Source organism: Actinoplanes xinjiangensis, from assembly GCF_003148685.1.
GTDB classification, from domain to species: Bacteria; Actinomycetota; Actinomycetes; order Mycobacteriales; family Micromonosporaceae; genus Actinoplanes; species Actinoplanes xinjiangensis.
This window is the reverse complement of record NZ_QGGR01000056.1, coordinates 1-18,191: the sequence shown is the minus strand read 5'-3', so window position 1 is coordinate 18,191 and position 18,191 is coordinate 1. Positions and strand designations below refer to the sequence as shown.

At 67.6% G+C, this 18,191-nt stretch carries 18 protein-coding genes; 9 read left to right on the top strand and 9 right to left on the bottom strand.

Annotated elements, in window-relative coordinates:
- Positions 1–583 precede the first annotated feature (583 nt).
- Both BC793_RS50075 and BC793_RS47760 read right to left on the bottom strand, forming a co-directional pair.
- The gene (locus tag BC793_RS50075) at positions 584–760 is read right to left on the bottom strand and encodes a hypothetical protein (protein WP_158319593.1); all 177 of its coding nucleotides are present in this window, start codon (positions 758–760) and stop codon (positions 584–586) included.
- 57 nt (positions 761–817) lie between these two features.
- Positions 818–1,933 (bottom strand): alpha/beta hydrolase, encoded by a 1,116-nt coding sequence (locus tag BC793_RS47760; protein ID WP_109603290.1) that lies wholly within the window; start codon positions 1,931–1,933, stop codon positions 818–820.
- A gap of 835 nt (positions 1,934–2,768) precedes the next feature.
- Here BC793_RS47760 and BC793_RS47755 point away from each other — a divergent pair.
- On the top strand, positions 2,769–3,386 hold the full coding sequence (locus BC793_RS47755) for a TetR/AcrR family transcriptional regulator (RefSeq protein ID WP_203896672.1): 618 nt from the start codon (positions 2,769–2,771) through the stop codon (positions 3,384–3,386).
- Positions 3,383–4,180, top strand: a complete 798-nt coding sequence (locus tag BC793_RS47750) for an NAD(P)H-dependent oxidoreductase (protein ID WP_109603288.1) — start codon at positions 3,383–3,385, stop codon at positions 4,178–4,180. The genes BC793_RS47755 and BC793_RS47750 overlap by 4 nt, the downstream gene beginning before the upstream one ends.
- A gap of 270 nt (positions 4,181–4,450) precedes the next feature.
- Here the strand turns inward: BC793_RS47750 and BC793_RS47745 are convergent, their stop codons facing one another.
- On the bottom strand, positions 4,451–4,789 hold the full coding sequence (locus BC793_RS47745; RefSeq protein ID WP_109603287.1) for a hypothetical protein: 339 nt from the start codon (positions 4,787–4,789) through the stop codon (positions 4,451–4,453).
- A gap of 259 nt (positions 4,790–5,048) precedes the next feature.
- Between BC793_RS47745 and BC793_RS49335 the strand changes: the two genes are divergently transcribed.
- From BC793_RS49335 to BC793_RS47735, 3 genes are all read left to right on the top strand, one after another.
- Positions 5,049–5,339, top strand: coding sequence for a hypothetical protein (locus tag BC793_RS49335; protein WP_146246800.1), 291 nt, complete (start codon positions 5,049–5,051; stop codon positions 5,337–5,339).
- A 278-nt stretch (positions 5,340–5,617) separates the two neighbouring features.
- Positions 5,618–6,049, top strand: a complete 432-nt coding sequence (locus BC793_RS47740; protein WP_109603286.1) for a hypothetical protein — start codon at positions 5,618–5,620, stop codon at positions 6,047–6,049.
- Between the two features lie 283 nt (positions 6,050–6,332).
- The gene (locus BC793_RS47735; RefSeq protein ID WP_203896671.1) at positions 6,333–6,797 is read left to right on the top strand and encodes an SRPBCC family protein; all 465 of its coding nucleotides are present in this window, start codon (positions 6,333–6,335) and stop codon (positions 6,795–6,797) included.
- 335 nt (positions 6,798–7,132) lie between these two features.
- Here BC793_RS47735 and BC793_RS47730 read toward each other — a convergent pair whose 3' ends face one another.
- Entirely contained in the window at positions 7,133–7,444 is a 312-nt protein-coding gene (locus tag BC793_RS47730; protein ID WP_109603285.1) for a site-specific integrase, read from the bottom strand.
- 324 nt (positions 7,445–7,768) lie between these two features.
- Between BC793_RS47730 and BC793_RS47725 the strand changes: the two genes are divergently transcribed.
- Positions 7,769–8,743 (top strand): hypothetical protein, encoded by a 975-nt coding sequence (locus tag BC793_RS47725; RefSeq protein ID WP_146246799.1) that lies wholly within the window; start codon positions 7,769–7,771, stop codon positions 8,741–8,743.
- Between the two features lie 191 nt (positions 8,744–8,934).
- Positions 8,935–9,534: a hypothetical protein gene (locus BC793_RS47720; protein WP_146246798.1), complete on the top strand. Its 600-nt coding sequence runs from the start codon at positions 8,935–8,937 to the stop codon at positions 9,532–9,534.
- A 128-nt stretch (positions 9,535–9,662) separates the two neighbouring features.
- Here the strand turns inward: BC793_RS47720 and BC793_RS47715 are convergent, their stop codons facing one another.
- Both BC793_RS47715 and BC793_RS47710 read right to left on the bottom strand, forming a co-directional pair.
- Complete coding sequence (locus tag BC793_RS47715) at positions 9,663–12,911, bottom strand: NACHT domain-containing protein (protein ID WP_146246797.1); 3,249 nt, start codon at positions 12,909–12,911, stop codon at positions 9,663–9,665.
- Positions 12,901–13,362 carry a hypothetical protein gene (locus tag BC793_RS47710; protein ID WP_109603281.1) on the bottom strand — a complete coding sequence of 154 codons (462 nt, stop codon included), beginning with the start codon at positions 13,360–13,362 and terminating at the stop codon, positions 12,901–12,903. Before BC793_RS47710 ends, BC793_RS47715 begins: the two co-directional genes overlap by 11 nt.
- A 311-nt stretch (positions 13,363–13,673) precedes the next feature.
- Here BC793_RS47710 and BC793_RS47705 point away from each other — a divergent pair, with 311 nt between their 5' ends.
- Positions 13,674–14,189, top strand: coding sequence for a DUF1036 domain-containing protein (locus BC793_RS47705; RefSeq protein WP_109603280.1), 516 nt, complete (start codon positions 13,674–13,676; stop codon positions 14,187–14,189).
- 21 nt (positions 14,190–14,210) lie between these two features.
- Here BC793_RS47705 and BC793_RS47700 read toward each other — a convergent pair whose 3' ends face one another.
- Complete coding sequence (locus tag BC793_RS47700; RefSeq protein ID WP_109603279.1) at positions 14,211–14,996, bottom strand: SDR family NAD(P)-dependent oxidoreductase; 786 nt, start codon at positions 14,994–14,996, stop codon at positions 14,211–14,213.
- Between the two features lie 87 nt (positions 14,997–15,083).
- Here BC793_RS47700 and BC793_RS47695 point away from each other — a divergent pair, with 87 nt between their 5' ends.
- The gene (locus tag BC793_RS47695) at positions 15,084–15,932 is read left to right on the top strand and encodes a helix-turn-helix transcriptional regulator (protein ID WP_109603278.1); all 849 of its coding nucleotides are present in this window, start codon (positions 15,084–15,086) and stop codon (positions 15,930–15,932) included.
- Between the two features lie 106 nt (positions 15,933–16,038).
- On the opposite strand, the gene BC793_RS47690 is transcribed toward BC793_RS47695, so the two are convergent.
- Both BC793_RS47690 and BC793_RS47685 read right to left on the bottom strand, forming a co-directional pair.
- Positions 16,039–17,562, bottom strand: coding sequence for a sensor domain-containing diguanylate cyclase (locus BC793_RS47690; protein ID WP_109603277.1), 1,524 nt, complete (start codon positions 17,560–17,562; stop codon positions 16,039–16,041).
- A gap of 168 nt (positions 17,563–17,730) precedes the next feature.
- Positions 17,731–18,191, bottom strand: a 461-nt coding sequence (locus BC793_RS47685) for a transposase (RefSeq protein ID WP_487246611.1), incomplete at its 5' end; no start/stop codon positions are given.

The window sequence follows — 18,191 nt, the reverse complement described above, 5'->3', positions numbered from 1 at the left end:
GGGACGTGAACGCGGCCCGCAACATTCTGGCCGCCGGGCTGGCGGTGACGGCCTGTGGAGCTGATGCAAGACCTCAACGGGGAACCACCTCCCGGACGGGCGATCGGCGATGAACCAGGAACGACTCTGGGGCGACCCAGTGGAATCCCCGCCCCTTCAGGGCGGGGAGATGTCAACGAAGAAGCGTGCTGAACGCGGCTCGCCGACACTCAGCGTGCCCGCGGTTGCGGATTTGTACTCGCGGCTACGCACTGCTGCTCGTAGGTCGGCATCCGCTACGACCAACCAGACAGTGTCAGTGCCCGACAGCTGTCGCATGCCGATGTACTCGACCTTGGGCGACCCCAACAGGCGCAACACCTATGAAAGCAGGGCCAGCGACGACGTAGTCCTGACAGGTTTCCACCTCCACCAGCCTGGTCGCCCGGCCCGGCGCGGTCCTTGACCACGATGCCCCCGCGGCCCGTACACGCCAAGCCATCGAACCACTGCCGCGCCTGGGCAACGCTGTCGGCCTGAGGGCACACCGGCAATGCCGCCGGTCCCGTGGCGGGCATCTTCTCCAGCATGGTGCGGCGCTCGGTCAGGGGGCGTCCCCGGTTGTGAGCGTGCCGGACGACTCCACAACGTCGAACACCACAAGGATGGCCGGCTGCGAGGCGGTGACCGCCGGCAGACGGCGGCCGCCGCTGACTCGGGCGTGCAGCGCGGGGAACGACGTCCGGCCGGACTCCCGGTCCCAGGCAGAGACCTTCTCCACCGGCAGGGAACCCCGGACAGGTCGGTGGCGGTACCGGCCGGTCCGGGGCCCTTCCCGTCAGGCGAGGTTCTTGGTGAAGAACTCGTCGAGCTTGTCGAAGGGGATGAGGTCCTTGCGGTCGTACAGGTCGACGTGGTCGGCGCCAGGCACGATCAGCAGGTCGACGGTGCCGGGCGCCTGCGCCACGACGTCCTCGGAGTAGTAGAGGGAGTGGGCGTCGGCGCCGGCCACGAGCAGCGCTTTGCGGGGTGCCAACAGGTCGATGTTGGCCATCAGCGGGAAGCCGAAGAACGACATCGGGGTGGTCGCGGTCCAGGCGGTGTTGGAGTTGATCGAGCGCGGGTGGTAGCCGCGTCCGGTGCGGTAGTAGTCGAAGAACGCAGCCGTGACCGGGTCCGCGTCGGCCGGGAGGGTTTTGGGCAGGATCCTGTTGGTGGGGGCGACGTTGCCGTCGTCGTCGAACGGGACCTCGTGGGAGAGCCGGGCGTAGGTTCCGTTCTCGGCGTCGATCCAGCGCTGGCGGCTGAGATGGTCCACCACCTTCTGTCGCTGCTCGCGGGTGTAGAAGTCCTGGTGGCCACGGGACATGCTGCGCGACATGTCGTACATCGAGGCGGTGGCGACGGCCTTGATCCGGCTGTCGGCGGCCGCGGCGGTGAGTGCCATGCCGCTGAGGCCGCAGACGGCTTGTGCGCCGATCCGTTCGCGGTCGACGATCTTCTGGAGGCCGAGGAAGTCGACGGCGGCGCTGAAGTCCTCGGTGTAGATGTCGGGTGAAGCCACATCACGGGGCGTGCCGCCGCTCTCGCCGGTGAAGGACGGGTCGAAGGCGAGGGTGACGTAGCCGCGGCGGGCGAACTCGTTGGCGTACAGCCCGGAGGACTGTTCCTTGACAGCGCCGAACGGGCCGCTGAGAACCAGGGCAGGCAGCTTGCCGCGGGCGTTCTTCGGCACGTAGAGGTCACCGGCGACCGTGAGACCGTAGCGATTCTTGAACCGCACCGACGTCCGCTTGACGTTGCTGTCCAGCGCGAAGGTGTAGCCACCCTTGGCAGGTGCGCGTCCGGTGATGCCCACGCTGTGGCCCTTGTCCGCGCCGAGAGCTGGCACAGCGGGGAGGGCGGCGGCGGCGCCGGTGGCCGCGATCAGTCCGAGCGCTTTGCGACGTTCCATGACAGTCGACCTCGCATTTCGATCAGCGGGCAGGGCACAGCCCGCACTGAGTTGGTGGAGACTTCGTTGTACGGCCCGGCTGGTGGCCGATGCGGCGGGAACGTGCCGCGCGCTCCGCACGAGCTTGTCCGGTTCGGCTCCGGTGCGGGAGCGACCCGCGAGGTGGTGCCTCAGCCGAATCGCTGGGGCGTGAGCCGAACCCGGCGCCTGGTCGGGAAGTCGCGTACTTCCGACCGGCTGTCGATGCGTCGAGCCTATGCCGCATGACAGTGATCAGGGATTCCCTGTCGGTACACCCATCACCAAGGACTTCTTCGTCCTTCGGTGGACACGCCGACGGGATGGCGTAGGCCCCGGTCTCGACCCCGTTACGGAGCACACCACCATGCGTGCAGTCGTCATGTACAGATCCGGGGATGTACGGGTGGAACAGCGCCCGGACCCGGTGATCGTCCGGGCTGCCTGGCACTTCGAGCAGTTCAACGAGCGGGGCACCATCGAACGGATCCTGGCTGACCGCACGCCGCCGGCCCGCCCGCGACCCGGCGGTGGCCGAGCACGTGATCCGCTGGGCCGCCATCGCCGGGATACTCAACCGCCTCACCCGCGGTGGACCCGCCAAACGCCGAGCCCTCGCCACACCTGGGTGCAGTCGCGCCGCGGGCCCGGCGGGCTGGCGCCACGCCGGACGACCCTCGGCTGAGCCGTATGGGGGCCGGTCGAGCAGCCCGCTGCCGGCGTCTGCCCACGGGCGCGAAGAGCCACACCCGGGCTAAGCTACTTGTGGTAACTTACTAAAAGTAAGTTCTGATGATCTTCAGTTGACGGAGGCCGGATGAGTGAGCCGTCCGCGGTGAGCCCACGCCGCAGGATGTCCAAGCAGCAGCGGCACACCCAACTGCTGCAGGTCGCCCGCGAGCTCATCCGCGATGCCGGCACCGGCGAGTTCACCCTCGCCCGGCTCGCCGACCGCGCCGGAGTGACCAAACCCCTGGTCTACGACCACTTCGGCGACCGGGACGGCGTCCTCACCGAGCTGTACCGCGAGTTCGAGGCCCGCCAGCGCGAGACGCTGCGCACCGCGCTCGGCGAGACCGAGCCCGACCTGCCGACCGTGGCGGACCTGGTCGCGGGGGCGTACATCGACTGCTGCCTCGCCGAAGGCCGGGAGCTGGCCGACGTCGTCGCCGCACTGACCGGCTCGGCCACCCTCACCCGGCTACGCCAAGAAGCCGAAACTGCCTACCTCGACATGTGTCGCGCGGCGCTCACGCCGCTGGCCGGCCCCATCGACACCGCAGGGCTGCAGGCCATCGTCGGCGCCGGCGACGCCCTCGCCCGCAGCGCCCTCGACGAGCGGATCAGCCCCGAACGCGCCCGCGACGCGCTTGCCCGCGTCGTCACGGCGGTCGCCACCGAGAACCGGCACCCCACTAGCGAGGAGACCCCATGACGATCACCCACACCCCCGAGACAGGCAACGCCCTCTGGGTGTACGCGCATCCCCGCCGGGAATCCTTCAACGCTCACCTCCTTCAGGCGGGCACCGAGGCGCTGACCGCTCGCTACCGGGTGCAGACCTCCGATCTGTACGCACAGGGCTTCGACCCGGTTCTCAGCGACCGTGACCTCGGTGAGCTGGCCGCCAAACCGGGCAACATCGCCGAACTGGCCGGCGAGGCGTACACCCGCGGCGAACTGCCCGCCGACGTGCGTGACGAGCAGGCGAAACTGGCCGCGGCCGAGTTGCTGGTCATCCAGTTCCCGCTGTGGTGGTACGGGCCGCCCGCGATTCTCAAAGGCTGGTTCGACCGGGTGCTCACCAGCGGATTCGCCTACGGCGACCTCGACGACGATGGGCTGCCGCGCCGCTACGGCGACGGCGGCCTCGCCGGACGCCGGGCGCTGATCGTGGTGACCGCCGGCGAGGACGCCGCATCGATCGGCCCGCGCGGCATCAGCGGCGACATCGAATCCCTGCTGTTTCCCGTCACCCACGGCGTGCTCTGGTACGTCGGCATCGACGTACTCGACCTGCACGTCGTCCACGACGCCGACAGCCTGGACGCCGCCGCTGTCGAACGCGAGACCACGCGCTTGCAAGAGCGGCTGCGCACCGTCGACACCGAACCCACCCGGCCGTTCCGGCGCCTGCGCGATGGCGACTACCGGGGAACCCGGGCCCTGCGCGAGGATCTACTGCCAGGACGTACCGATCTCGGCATTCACTTCGCCGGGCGCGCCTGAGAAACGAGTGAGTGCCGACACGGCGTCGATCTCGGCCGGGCCGAGATTTACGGGCGACTGGACCACTCCCCCGGAGCCTCCCACCGCCTGGCCCTGGCAGAAGGGCCAGGCATGGTGGCGGCAATACGCGTTGGAAAGTTCCAGCACAGCCGCCCCACTGCGGCTGCGTCGCCACGGCATCGGACCCGACCTCAATGGACGACTCAAGTCGTACGCTCGTGGCGGAGCCGGACGGAGTGCAGACTGGCGCGTCCACGGGAGCTGATGCGATCAGGGTCCGCGACGATCGCGGACGGGTCTCGGGTCCGTGTCCTCGGCATAGCTGATCTCGATGTCCGGCAGCTCATTCTGCAACTCGTAAGCGAGCGTCAGCCCTTCCCGCCGCCAGCTTCGCTCCTCATCGACGCTGGTGAACTCGAAGTCCGTCAGCGCGAGGCCATTGAAGCGCTCGTTCCATGCCTGCAACCGTTGGACAAGCTGCGTACTGACACCGAGGTCCTGGAGAACGACCGGACCCATGTGGTCAAGGTCCGAGTCCCAGACGGGGTCGTCGCTCATGTACTCGGCCATCACGCGAAGAGCGTGAGGGCGGTACGCCGCCTCCTCCATCTGGTGATCGTGGCACGTTCGAAGGCTCGCTCGCTGCCGACTGCTGCACGGCCCATGACGATAAGGCGAAGCATCCACGACAGGGGTGGGTCCAAACTCACGCCCAGCCGGGACCGCTACTTGCGCTCAGAACCACCTGAAGGACATGTAATGAAATACAAGACGACAAAGTACCTGAATCACACGCCGTTTTGACAATATCGAGACGTGTGAAGTTTCGGGAATACGGAGATCGTAAGATTCGCCGTACGGTAGCCAGGTGGCCAATCTTGAGGATCTGCTCGCGGTGTATCCGTGGCTCGCTCGGCTGGGGCCTGATCTGCTCGGCCAGCTCGACGTCGCCGAACTGGCTGGTCCGCATCCGTGCGCACTGGCGCTGGGGCCTACGGTGGTTGCCTACCGGAGTGGCGCCAGCCTCAGCCCAGGACGGATCCAACTCTGCTCGGTCGTTCCGGTGAAGCAGCTGAGTCCTGCCCGGATTTCCGTGCTCAAGGAGGCGGAACGCACCAATCCCGGAATCGTGCTGGTTCAATACGACCCGCAATTATAGGCGGGCAGCAATAGCTCACTGCATGATGTCCGACTGTGGTCATTCACCGGTTGTGCTTCCATGGCCAGAAGTCGAGACTCAACCGCCCCTGGGGCATCCGCCGGACCTCGTCGGGGATGTGCCGCCTGTTCGACGGCGTGGACACGTGCGGGGTTGAGTTGGGGCAGATCCGCTCCGAGCCGTCGCAGCGAGGGGTTCACCTGACCTGCGCGGTACACCGGCAGCAACAAACTCTGTATACTGTACGGAGTTTCTCGTCAGTCCACGGAGGGATCGCCTTGACCGACCAGAATCCACTCACCACCGTCCCGTTCCAGGCCACCGCGGAGCAAACCCGCGAGCTGTTGGACTGGTTCGACCGGTATGACGCGTACGCGCGCGACCTCGACACCGCGGCGATGGCCGACATGGGCCGTTTCCCGCTGACGGTGACGACGAACGACTCCCGTGGGGAGTGCGTCACCCAGCAGTGGGACCGAGACACGTTCGTCCAGAGCATGAGCATGGCCGCCACGTCCGCGGCAATCTCCAACCTGCGTCATCCGGCGTTCCTCAACGCCGACCTGGCCGTGGTAGTCACGGACTCGACGGTGACCACCGACGGGCAGACCCTGCACATGCGTTACGCCGACGTGATGGCCAAGGTCGCCGGCGAGTGGCGTTTCACCGCCATGATTCAGGCCGGCTGGGGCGACCTGCTCAACCAGTAAGCGCCCGGCGGACAGTGATGGGTTTCGACGGATGTTTGGATCAGGCCCGGCAGCGCACGGTCCGGGCCGTGGGTCGCTGACGACGCGGGCCCAGGTAAACCGGTCCCACTCGCCCGACCACTGATCAACCTCGATCGTCGTCACGCAGCACTCAACGAACCGATCATCGATACGCTCCGCCTGCTGAGTGCCGCAGTACCAACTCCTCCGCACAGCGGCGGTCGCTCGTTTCGCCTTCTCCGCGACGGGTAGTGCTTGAACACCTTGAGTGGAGGAGAAGATCGTGAGTACCGTTACCGAGTCCGTGGACGTGAACGTGCCAATCCGCACGGCCTACAACCAGTGGACCCAGTTCGAGGACTTCCCGAAGTTCATGGACGGTGTCGAGTCGATCGTCCAGATCGGTGATCGGCGTACGCACTGGGTGACCAAGGTGGCCGGCCAGACCCGTGAGTTCGATGCGGAGATCACCGAGCAGCACCCCGACGAGCGGGTTGCCTGGAAGAGCGTCGGCGGCGACACCAAGCATGCCGGCGTTGTCACCTTCCACCGCCTCTCTGACGCCGAAACTCGGGTGACGGTCCAGCTCGACTGGGAGCCCGAAGGCGTTGTGGAGAAGGTCGGCAGTGCCGTGGGTGTCGACAGCCACCAGGTCAAGGCTGATGCCAAGCGGTTCAAGGAGTTCATCGAAAGCCGTGGCACCGCTACAGGTGCATGGCGCGGTGATGTCGAGCGGCCCGGCGTCTAACCCTCGACACAGCACTTCGTGGCGGCCGGCGCGGTAGGCGTCGGCCGCTTCGTGTTTCGCATCTCGGCCACGCTCACAGCGGCGTGGGATGCGCGAGGGCGAGGCGGCGCCATTGGTTTCCCTTGAGGATGGCGCTGTCGACTACGCCCGCCTGAAGACCCGAGCGTCGTGTCGTGGTGATCGGTGCGCTGGCGGTTCCACACCTGAAAGCCTCCGCTGCGGGAGAAGGCCTGGTGGCGGATGCTCCGCGAGACCGCCGCCCGTGCTGGCGTCGCGGGGCGTGGGGATCACGACGCCATCGCCGCGGGTGCCACGCCGGCTGGGTGGGCCTGCGCTCAGGTGTCGAAGACGGTCTCGACGATGGCGGCCTGTTCGTCGGCACCGGCACGGAAGTACCGGGCGGACGTCTCGATGGAGGCGTGCCCGAGCAGGGCCTGGATCTGGGCGGGGTCGGCGCCGACGGCGAGGACGGCCCGGGTGATGCTGGAGACGGTGAGCCAGCCGCGCTGGCCGATCCACAGCGGCCCGGGTTCGCGGCCGCGTTCGTCGAGCCAGGTCCGCAGTGCCTTACGGGCGTCATGCGGGACCGGCACGGTCCGGATCTCGTCGCCCTTGCCGTGTAGCCGCACGACCAAGTTGGTGATCATGGCTGGATGCGATGCAAATATTCGTCCAGAAATCGCCTCAGCAGCCCCGTTCCGGAACAGCGGGCTGCCGAACGGCTTTCCGGAACAGAAGACTCCAGCCAGTTGCGCAACCTGGAAGCCAGCGCCGCGCCTGCTCCAGCGGTCCGCGCGCATGGAGTGCAAGAGCGATCATCCACCGTTCGGAGGTGGCCGACTCTCTACCGCTAGGCCGAACTGGATGTGTCAGGGACCTACGTCCGACCGTTGGGCCGATCCGATGGCTACGCAGCGCCGATATCTTCACACTCCCCCTAGTTTGACCCCATCTGCTTTCGAGGATGATTCATGTCGCTTGCGTCTCGGCCCGCCCTGTTGCTGAGCACGGTGTCGTTGGCAGCCGGCCTGTTGGCCGCACCGGGTGCCGCATACGCCGCGGACACGACCATCAGCCTGACGCAGCAGCAGATGGCCGCCGAGCTGAAGAAGGTCGCGGGCACGTCGACTGCCGCAGCCGAGAACGGATGGAAGGCCACCCTGTCCGGCACCGGCGACATCGCTATTTCCACCTCGTACGTCGTTGACCCCGCGCACGGTCGAGCACTCGAAGAGTCCCGCTACGGCAAGGGCCCCGTCGACACGCGCGTTTCCGTGGCCGGCAAGGGCACCTACTACTCGATCCTCGACGCCACCTCACGGTCCGTGGTGAAGATGATGGGCCGTCCAGCGGTCCGGTACGTGTTCACCGCCCAACCGTCACTGAACCTCACCACCTATCTCGAGGACGCTCCTACACCGGCGGCCATGCTCACCGAGGACATCCCGGCAGGCACCAAGACCACCCACGACAACGGCTGGACCGACTACGCGTTCAACAACGGCGGCGAGCGCCTCACCGTGCAGGTCGCCGATACCGGCATCCTGAGCCAGGTACAGATCAGTCTCACAGACTTCACCGTCAAGGTGACCTATGCATACGAACCGCAGCGGGTCTCTCTTCCGTCACCGGCGATCACCATGGACTCGGTGACGTTCGACCGGGGTAGGGCGTACCTCGACATGTCCCGGTCCGTGGCAGCCGTCGCCAACGACGGCGCTGCGGATGCCCGCCAGGCGGCAAAGGGCCGCACCGTGACAGTCAGCTCGGTACGCAAGCACGTCCGCCGACAAGCGACCACGTTCAACGCCGGTGCCAGGGTGAAGATGGTCAAGGTCGCCGATGTGCGCGGCGGGGTACGGGTGTCCGCCACCAACCCGTGGACCGCTAAGACCGTCGACTACACCGTCAAGGCCTCCGGCAGGAAGGTCACCGTCCGAGGCTAAACCCACGGTCAGGCCGCGAGCTGCAGCCCGCAGACGACACCCGACGCCGAATAGGCGCACCCGCATACGCGCCGGAACGTTCCACTTCTCGAAGTGGAACGTTCCAGTTCCAATTGCTCCTCTGTCACGCAGGGTTGCTCCGGGCCAAGGGCGCGGCGTGCGGGTGAGGACGGGCAGTACATCATGTCCACGTGGCATTGATCTTGCGGGACGTCTTCCTTCCGTCCACCGTTGTCGAGGGCGACGAGTTCAGCGCTGAGGTCGGAGGCACTGTCAGCATGGCGTTGGAGCTCTATTGCCACTACTGGACAGCCGCATCTGACCGTGACCTTCCCGGGTGGGCCGCGGTCCACCCGGGCACCTACCGTCATGCCGACTCCCGCAGCGTGCACGAACTGGTAGGGGTTGCCGTGCCTACCGAGCACGTTTGGTCGACCGGCTGGACCCTGGACGCTGCGGGCCTGCTGCTTTACGTCGACCAGGCGCCCGGGTCAAACGATCTGGAGGCGGCCGTCTCCAAGGTGCACCGGGACCCGGCGTCGCAGACAGGCATTCCGGCCCTCGGCTCGGCGGTACGCGTCAAGGGACGGCTGAGTATCGCGGAGGACTACGTCACGTCCGGATCCGTGCCGGAGACGACGCTGCTGCAACGCGCGATCCGCCCCTGGTCGGTGCGGCGCATGACCCTGCTGGAACGAGACGGTAGGCACAGCGACGTACCGGCCACCGGACGCTGGGGCGCCAACGGAATCGGGTACCTGCTGGACCTTGCAGAAACACCTTTGGGCTAGCCGATTGCCCTTCGCTGCCCCTCGTCGAGCCCAACGTTCTGCTCGCCGCCCGGTGAGGTACCGATATGCCGTATCACCTGCGTTCCCTGCCAGAGCCCCTGAAGTGACGTCGCCCCCGGACTGGGCGTTCAGCCGCGCAAGCGGGGCAGTACGTAGGCGATTACCTCGTCGGGGCAGCCGGGCTGCTGGGTTAGGTGTTGAGCGCGGCTCGTGGCGCGGTGGTCATCCATACTCAGTAGTGCTTCGGCGATCGCCAGCCGCGTGCTCAGGGTGGTGTCGTGGCGCCAGAAGAGCTCTTCCAACCACGCAGGGCCGGCCGGGTCGCGTCGCGCGACACCACCGAGCAGACTCGCGATGGCACGGACTGTCTTGTTGGCGATGGCGACGGGGTCGAAGCCCGCGAGGCTGGCTCCGACCAATTCACGGACCTCGTTGGTTGGCAGCCTCTTTGCCAGCAGCGTCCCACAGAGGTTGGTCACCACCTTGACGATGGCCGACGGGGCGGTGCTGGTCGGGATGCTGGTCCACGCTGCGTCGAACAGCGACCGGACAGTATCGGCCGGTAGTGGATCGGCGCGGTCGGCGCGGATCAGACAGTTGAGTAGGGCCTGGCTTAGCTGCGCGTTGGCGCCGTCGCGAACTGACGTCTCGAACCGGTTGACCAGCTTCGGGACGAGGGTGGCGAGCAGTGCGGCGAAGGCCGGCGCATCGGTCCGTTGGTCGTCGGTGAGCAGGACGACGATGCCGCGGCAGGCGTCGTGGTGTGGAGTGGTGACGAGCTCGGCCAGCCAGCCTGCGGTTGCCGCGTTCATCGGACCGTCGGTGGCACACAGTACATCCGAGACGGTCTTGACAGCGGTGCTGGCGATGCGTGTGCTGGGCCTGTCGAGCACGTGGTCACGGATCCAGGCACGAGCGGCCGGATCGTACGGTGCTAGACGGCCCTCAAGCCGAGCGCGAGTTTGCAGCACATCGGCGTCCGAGCTTGCCAACACGGCGCGCAGCTGAGGTGTCAGTTCGTCGATCACCGGCACGGTGGTGCGGAACAGCCAGGCGTCGACGGCGCTGCCGAGGACCTCATTCGGTGGATTCGAGTGTGCCAGCTCATCGAACAGTTGCGTTTGCCGTGGCACCGATCCGCCTGACAGGGTGATCCTTGCCGGCCAGACGAGGCGAGGCTGGTCGTTCAGGGCGGGGATCAGCCAGTCAGCCATCGCGGCGGCGTCACCGGCCGGCAAGCCGGCGGCGAACGCGGCGGAGCTACTGGTGACCGCGCCGATCCCTATGCGGTCAGCGGGAACCGTACCGGCTCTCAGCCGCTCGGCCACCCATGCGGGGTAGGCCGCCGCGACATGCTCGAAGGCGTTGACGTGGGCGGTGCCGGCGCCTCGGCCTTGAACCATGTCGTCGACAATTTCCGCCCGGACGGCGAAGTCGTCACCGGCGAGGGCGGCAGCGAAGCGGACCACCGCGTTGTGCCACAGTCCGGCTGGGAGTTCGCTGCCAATCAGTGTTCGCCAACAGGACCAGCCACGTTCGGCGCGAAGCGGTTCGCACCGCCAGAGCAGCCTCATCAGAGCGACCGGCTCCATGTCATCCAGCGGTGGTGCATCGACCGTCAGCATGGCACGACCGAACGTCAGGATTCGCTGCTCGTCGAGCGCCTCGGCATTGGACAGGAAGACCCGCACGACGGCCTGCCGGAACTGGGGGCCGAAGGCGGTCACGTAGCCCGGGAGGTCGTCGAGCAGGTTGTCCAGCACGTTCATGGTCACCGGCCGTTGCTGGGTCTGCAGTACACGACCCACGTGCTGGTCGACCACCTTGGCATCCAGCTCGCGGCGCTTCCGGACGCCCTTGAACGCCTCTAACGCGGTGCTTACCACTGCCGCGGCATGTTCGGGCCGGGCCCGGCCGGCCAAGGAGGTGAAGGCGGTCGCAACCGGACCGGCCAAGGCCCGCGCGTCCTGGTCGAGCGCCCCGGCAACCACCGCCGGCACTGCCTCGGCGTCGCGCGGCGCCTTACCCAGATCGGGAAGCATCGCCGGCCACAGCTCCGGCCTTGCCCGAACGGTCGTGACCAGGCTCGTCAGAACCGCAGGATTGCGCTGGTGCAGTGCGGCGACGGTGTGCGCCTGCACCGCGACCGGACCGGTCGGCGGCAACAACGCCGCCAACGTGGTGAAGCTGTCTGCATCGTCGGGGCCCACCTGGGCGAGTACAGAACCGGCGATGGTCCACAACCGGGTCAATCCGGCGGTCAGCTGCCTCGAGAGCCCGGCGATCGGCTCAGCGTCGATACCTTCCTCGAGCATCCACCGTGCCACCGCGTACTCGGCGAATGACTGGTGGAAGAACTGCCATCCGGTTTTCGTCTCGATGAGCACGCCCTCGCTGGCCAGCCATCGCAGTCCGGGACGCAGAGCAGCGTCCAGACGCCGGTTGGGCACGGTCAGCGCTAGATGACCGTCGGCGCCCAGCAGCCGGGCGGCGACCGCCAGGGCGGCGTCTTGTTTGGCGTCGCCCTCGGCGCATCGACGTCCGCCGTGCAGAGCCACCCGGTTCTCCCAGTAAGCGTCGTACAGGCCGGTGACTGTCAGCTCCTCCGGCAGGTGACCGTCGCGGGCGAAGACTTCGCAGGTCAGCCGTAGGCGCAACGGGATGGTGCAGATGTCACGGATGGCGCCTTCGCGCCATAGTCCTTCGCGAAGCGACGCCATGAAGGCTGCCGCTTCTACGTCGTCGGCGCCTGTGGCCGCCGGGTGGGAATCGGCGTACTGCTGGGCCCAGTCGACGACTTCCTCAGGCGACAGCGGCGGCAACGGTACTGCGGTCACCCGGTCGGCCAGCTGGGGCGTTGCTTGTGCCTCGTTCTGGAAGTACGCCCGGTACTCGTCGTGTCGGCAGGTGACGACCACGTCGCCAATCTCCAGCGCCGCGGCGAGCAAGGCAGCGATCGGGGCTATGGTCCCCGGCCCGACCAGTAGGTCGAGCGTGTCGACCAGCAACGTGACGCGCCGATGGTTGGCCTGGGAGGTATTGAGGATCTCCAGAAGGGATTGACCGCCGACGGCAGCTCCGAAGGCATCGTCGACTTTGTCGCGCGTCAGCCCGGTATCGCTCAGTTGCACGTCACCGCAGGCGACGAGGACTGCCGCACCACCCGCCGGTCCGGCGTCGATCGCGTCGAGCCACTGGCCCAGCAGAACGCTCTTGCCGATGCCACCCTCGCCGGTGAGCATTACGACACGGCGGTCGGAATCGCGACGGCTCATCGCCCGTTGCAGGATCGACTGGCGACGGACCCGGGCCAGGGTCAGCGGGCGTAGCGACGAACGCGACGGCGCGACGATCCTCGCGGTCTGCTCAACCGGCACTGATGCCCCCCTCCGCCTCGCCGGCGCGTCGCAGAACGTCGTGCCACTTCGCTGAATTGTGCACAAGCTCCTCGCTGAGCGTGGTGATGTCCACCGCGGTGGGGGGCAGTTGAGCGCTCAGCAGCACCCGCATGAGTTCGGACTGGTATCCGGCAACGATCAGGGTACGGCGCAAACGGGACCGGGCGGCGGTCACTCGTGCCGGGTCGCGTTGAGCGTGCCCGAGTGCGGCGGTCAGCTCATCGACAGCATCGGTCACGTCGACGAGCAACCGCAACTCGGTGCGCGCATTGTCGATGGTGCGCTGCACGCGGGTGTCCTGCAGCGCGTCGCGGCTGGCCTGCGCCGAGCGCCACGAATTGCGGGCGCTGATGGCGGCGATGACAGCTGAAGCCATGCCGATGGTCGCCGAGACCGAACTGGCGATCGCGCTGATCGAAGTCGGCTCCACCTCGCTCCTTCGTGTCGACCGCACCAGCTTGCCAAGGCCACCGCGGTGTTCGCAACCATCAGCCGAATGCGCGGCCTCGTGGCAATCCGATAGCGTGATCCGTGAGCGAGGATCTGCCGGGCAGCCGGCGTCAACGGCGTTAGCTGGTCGCCCACGAAGGTCGAGGGCATACGGACCCCGAGGCCAAAGACATCACCCGCCGGGCCGACAACTTGTCACCACGGCCGGAGACAACGCCGGCGGGCACAGCGCCGGGTGCGATCCCGGCGAACGGCCCGCAGACCGTGCCGCCGCGGCGGACGCTATCGGGTATGACCAAGGCGAACTCGAGTAAGGCGACCAAGAGCAGCAGCCGGTTGCACGAGATCATGCGATGGAGAAGCGAGGCGAACATGGGGAAGGTCGGTGCGCTGGTGGCGGCTGGAATCGTGGCCTCCGGTGTCGTCATCGGACCGGCCGTCCCGGCGTCCGCCGGCGCGGATGACAAGACCGTCAGGATCTACAACCAGACGAACGACATTGTCGAACTTGCCATTGCCGGCGGCGCCGGGCAGGTGGCTATTTTTACCAGCGAAGGCTGGTATGCGATACCGAACGGTGAATTCCGCGACTTCACCGGAAAGTTCATGCGCCTTCAGTCTCCGAATGGGAGTACCTGGCCGTTTCCCCAGACGGAGACGTCTGAGTTCTGCGTGAAGTCGGCGGCCTTCACGGTCTACAATCCCGGCAGCGTCCCCTCATGTGAGTCCGCCGGCGGCCGGATGGCGACGTTCTCGGCTGTCCCCGACTTCGAGGGCACCTACCACCACACCATGCGTTACTCGTGAGCGGCGAGAGACTTCGCGGCGCTACGCTCCTGCGCCGCCGTCGACCGGGACGATGGCGCCGTTCACCATGGAGGCGCGGTCGCTGAGCAGCCACGCGGCAACCTCGGCGACCTCCCGTGGCTCGGCCATGCGTCCCATCGGCGAGCCGGCGTTGATCTGGTCCTTGATGCCGGGCGTGGCCGCCTCCCACTCCTCGATCATCTCGGTCGCGGTCCCGCCGGGGGTGATGCCGTTCACGCGGATGCCATGCGGGGCCCAATTGACTGCCGCGGTCTCGGTCAGGCTGTTCAAGGCCCGTTTCATGGCTCCGTACGCCGGAAGCGCCGGATTGGCCCGCCGGCTCCCGATGCTCGAGGTGTTCACCATCGCGCCCCCGCCGTGTTTGCGCATCAGCGCCGCCTCGGCCGTCATCGCGGTCCAGTGTCCCCGGAAGTTGATCGCGTACTGCTCGTCGAGGTCCTCGTCACTGATGGCGTCGACTGGACCGGGCTGCCGCTGCCCGATCGCGCCGTTGTTGAACGCCCCGTCGAGCCGTCCGTGCAGCTCCTCCACCCGGGCCACCGCCGTCCGCACGCTCGCCCGGTCAGCCAGGTCCATCACTGCGGCGTCCGCGACTCCGCCGTCGGCGCGGATCTCTTCGACGAGCTGGTCGAGTGCGTCGGCGTTGCGGGCGGCCAGCACCACCGTGGCCCCTTCCCGGGCGAAGAGCCGGCCGGCGGCAGCCCCGATGCCGCGGCTGGCGCCGGTGATGAGAACGACCTTGCCGGTGAGCAGACCGAGGGGTGCGAAATCGCTGTCGTTTGTCATGTCGGCAACCATCGGCCCTGCGCCGATCCGGATTCAGGTACAACCAGTACCAGGATCCGCCACCGGTGGCCGGGCAGACTGGAGGCCATGGACAAGGACCAGCTCGCGGCATTCCTGCGCACCCGCCGCGAACGCCTGCGCCCGGAAGACGTCGGCCTGCCCGCCGGTCCTCGCCGCCGCACCCCCGGCCTGCGCCGCGAGGAGGTGGCCGTTCTCGCCCACATCTCCACCGAGTATTACGTCCGCCTCGAACAGGCCCGCGCCCCGCGTCCCTCCGGCGAGGTACTGGCCGGGATCGCCGGCGCCCTTCGCCTGACCGACGCGGAGAACGACCACCTGCACGGCCTGGCCGGCACCGCTCCGACCCGCACCGGCCTGCACCGTCGCGACGTGCGTCCCAGCATCCTGGCCCTGCTCGAGCGGCTTCCGCAGACCGCTGGTTTCGTGATGTCCGCGGCGTTCGAGGTCCTGGCGTGGAACGCCCTCGCGGCCGCCTTGATGGAGGACTTCGCCGAGGTGGCTCCGCAGGACCGCAACCTGGCCCGCCGGGCCTTCCTCGGCCCGGACCGGGCCGACACGGCCCTTTATGGCATCTCCGACGCTGGAGAGTTCAAGCAGCACGCGGTCATGCAGCTTCGTGTCGCCCGCACCCGCTACCCGTGCGACCCGGCGGTGACCGGCCTGATCGACGACCTGCTGGCGGGCAGCGCAGAGTTCACCCGCCTCTGGGAACGCCACGACGTCCAGGCCCCGCCCATGCTGACCAAGACGTTCCGACACCCGCTGGTGGGACCCGTCACCGTCGACTGCGACTCCCTGGCCCTCACCGACCGCGACCAGCACCTCATCCTCTACAGCGCCCCTCGAGGCTCCTCCTCCGCCGAAGCGCTGGCCCTGCTGAACGTCATCGGCACCCAGACCCTCAATGCGAGCTGACGGTCCGGCGCAGCACGTCCTGCCACACGGACGCTTTGATGCCGAACCGAGCCCCGGCGGCCAACGCGTCGAGCAGGTACGCCCGGCGTACTGAAAGGTGGTGGGGTCAGGCCGTCCGTGCTTGGGCGTGCTTCTCCCGGTACATTGCCTGGTCTGCCTGGTCCAGGACATCCTCGACGGAGGTGGCGGGCGTCCCGGGCTCGCGGGTGACGACGCCGACGCTGCCGCGGACATGGACATCGTCGACGGCTGCGACGGCGGCAGCGCGGACCCGGGCGGTCCAGCCGTCGACGCAGGCATCCGCCGGGAGCAGCGCCGCAACGATGAACTCGTCACCGCCGAGACGTCCATGCAGGTCACCGGTGCGGCCGGTACGCGCGAGGGACGCCGCCAGCCCGCGCAGGACCTCGTCGCCGGTGGCGTGACCGTAGGTGTCGTTGACGGTTTTGAACCGGTCCAGGTCGATGAATGCCACGGAGAGCCGCTGCCGGCCGACGGCGATCTGGTCGAGGGCCTTGTGCAGCCAACGGTTGATGCCGGCACGATTGCACAACCCGGTCAGCGAATCACGTTCGGCGGCCTCACGCAGACTGTTCATGCGGTGCTCGATGACCGTAGCTCGCGCGGCTTGCAGATGGTGGGCGGTCTCACGGGCCAGTTGCGCGCTCAACAACTGCGCGAACGTCGCCATGATCGCCAGGTTCTGTTCACCCACCCGGGCCGGATTGCTGCTGACCCCGCACAGCGTGCCCAGCAACTCGTCGTGAGCGTCGCGTACCGGCACGCAGACGAAGGAGGTGATGCCCATCTGCCGGCCTACGGTAGCGCTGGGCCACGTTGCCGACACGTCGGTCACCTCGATGCGTCCCTCCTCCAGTGCGCGGCGGCACAGCGATTCCTGCCAGCTCGACGTATCGCCCTCCGCGATGACCAGATCGCCGCCGTTGTGGGCGTAGGCGATGACCAGTTCGTCGGCGCTGGTGTCGACCAGGGTGAGAAAGGTCGAATCCAGTCCAGTGATCTCCTGGAGCAGCTGCAGCAGCGGCCGGGTCAGAGTCTGCAGGTCCTGTCCGGCGGCGACTGCGGCCGCCAACTGCCGCAGTCCCGGTTCACCCGGCGCCCGCACGTCGTCGGTGAGCAGATCGGTGAGGTAGCCGGCGACGGCGTTCAAGGTCGCCTCGTCCCGCGGGTTCAGCGTGCGGACAGGGGTCGTGGCCGCACAGCACAACGCACCACGCACCCGTCCCTCAACAGTCAACGGCACCCCGGCATGCGCAGCGACACCGAACGCGACAGTGTGCGGGTGCCCACCCATCACCGGGTCCGCGGCGGCGTCACCGACCAGGACCGGCAGGCCACCATAGGCGACCAGGTGACACAACGTCTCCTCGACCGGGTGTGTCGTACCGATCGGCAGGGCCGGCTCGGCCGCAGCGGACACACTGTGTGTCACCACCCGCTGGCCGTCACGGAACTCGCTGACGTAGGCGACCTCCATACCGAGCTGCTCCACCAGCACCGTCAACGCCCGATCGATGCGCTGCTCAGCGCTGCCCACCGCCGTACGCAGCAACCCGGCCAGTGCAGGCCCGGCCGTCATCGATGCCGTGATGTCCTCATGTGCCTGCATGCCCGCAACGGTCGGCACTGCGGCCGCCGCCCTGAACCCGGCACCCGATTCACTCCCTACCTGCCTCAACACCGCACCGTGTGCGGCGGCCGCAGATGTAGCGTCTGTCCTGGCCAGCGGCGTCGCAGGCTCTTGAGGAAGTCGAGGAACTCGCCCCGAGCGTTTCCGCTACCGGATCCGGAAATGGATCTTCTCGGTGGTCAGGTCAAGGCTGGCGATCATGTGCCGGACACCGTGGTCACGGTGGTAGGTCGCCCGTAGCCGAGCCGGCCGGCCTCGCGGTTTCCAGGCTCTACCCGGCCGCGGTTGCAGGTTCAGCGGCCCGAACTCGTCGACGCAGACGACCCGTCCGCCGGCCGGTGGATAGTCGTAGAGATCGAGAATCCGGCGCATCTTCGAGGCGAAGTGCGGGTCGCTGCTGGCTTTGCAGGTCTTCGACGCCTGCCAAGTGACGCCGCGTTCGTGCAGGTTCCGCCGGACGGTCTCGATGCTGATCGCGGCGACCCGGCCGCTGTCGATCAGGTAAACACGCAACTTGGACAGTGACCAGCAGGAGAACGGCCGGCCGAGGAATCGGGGGTCACACCGGGCGATCACGCAGATCCAGTCACGGCTCTGCTCACTGATCT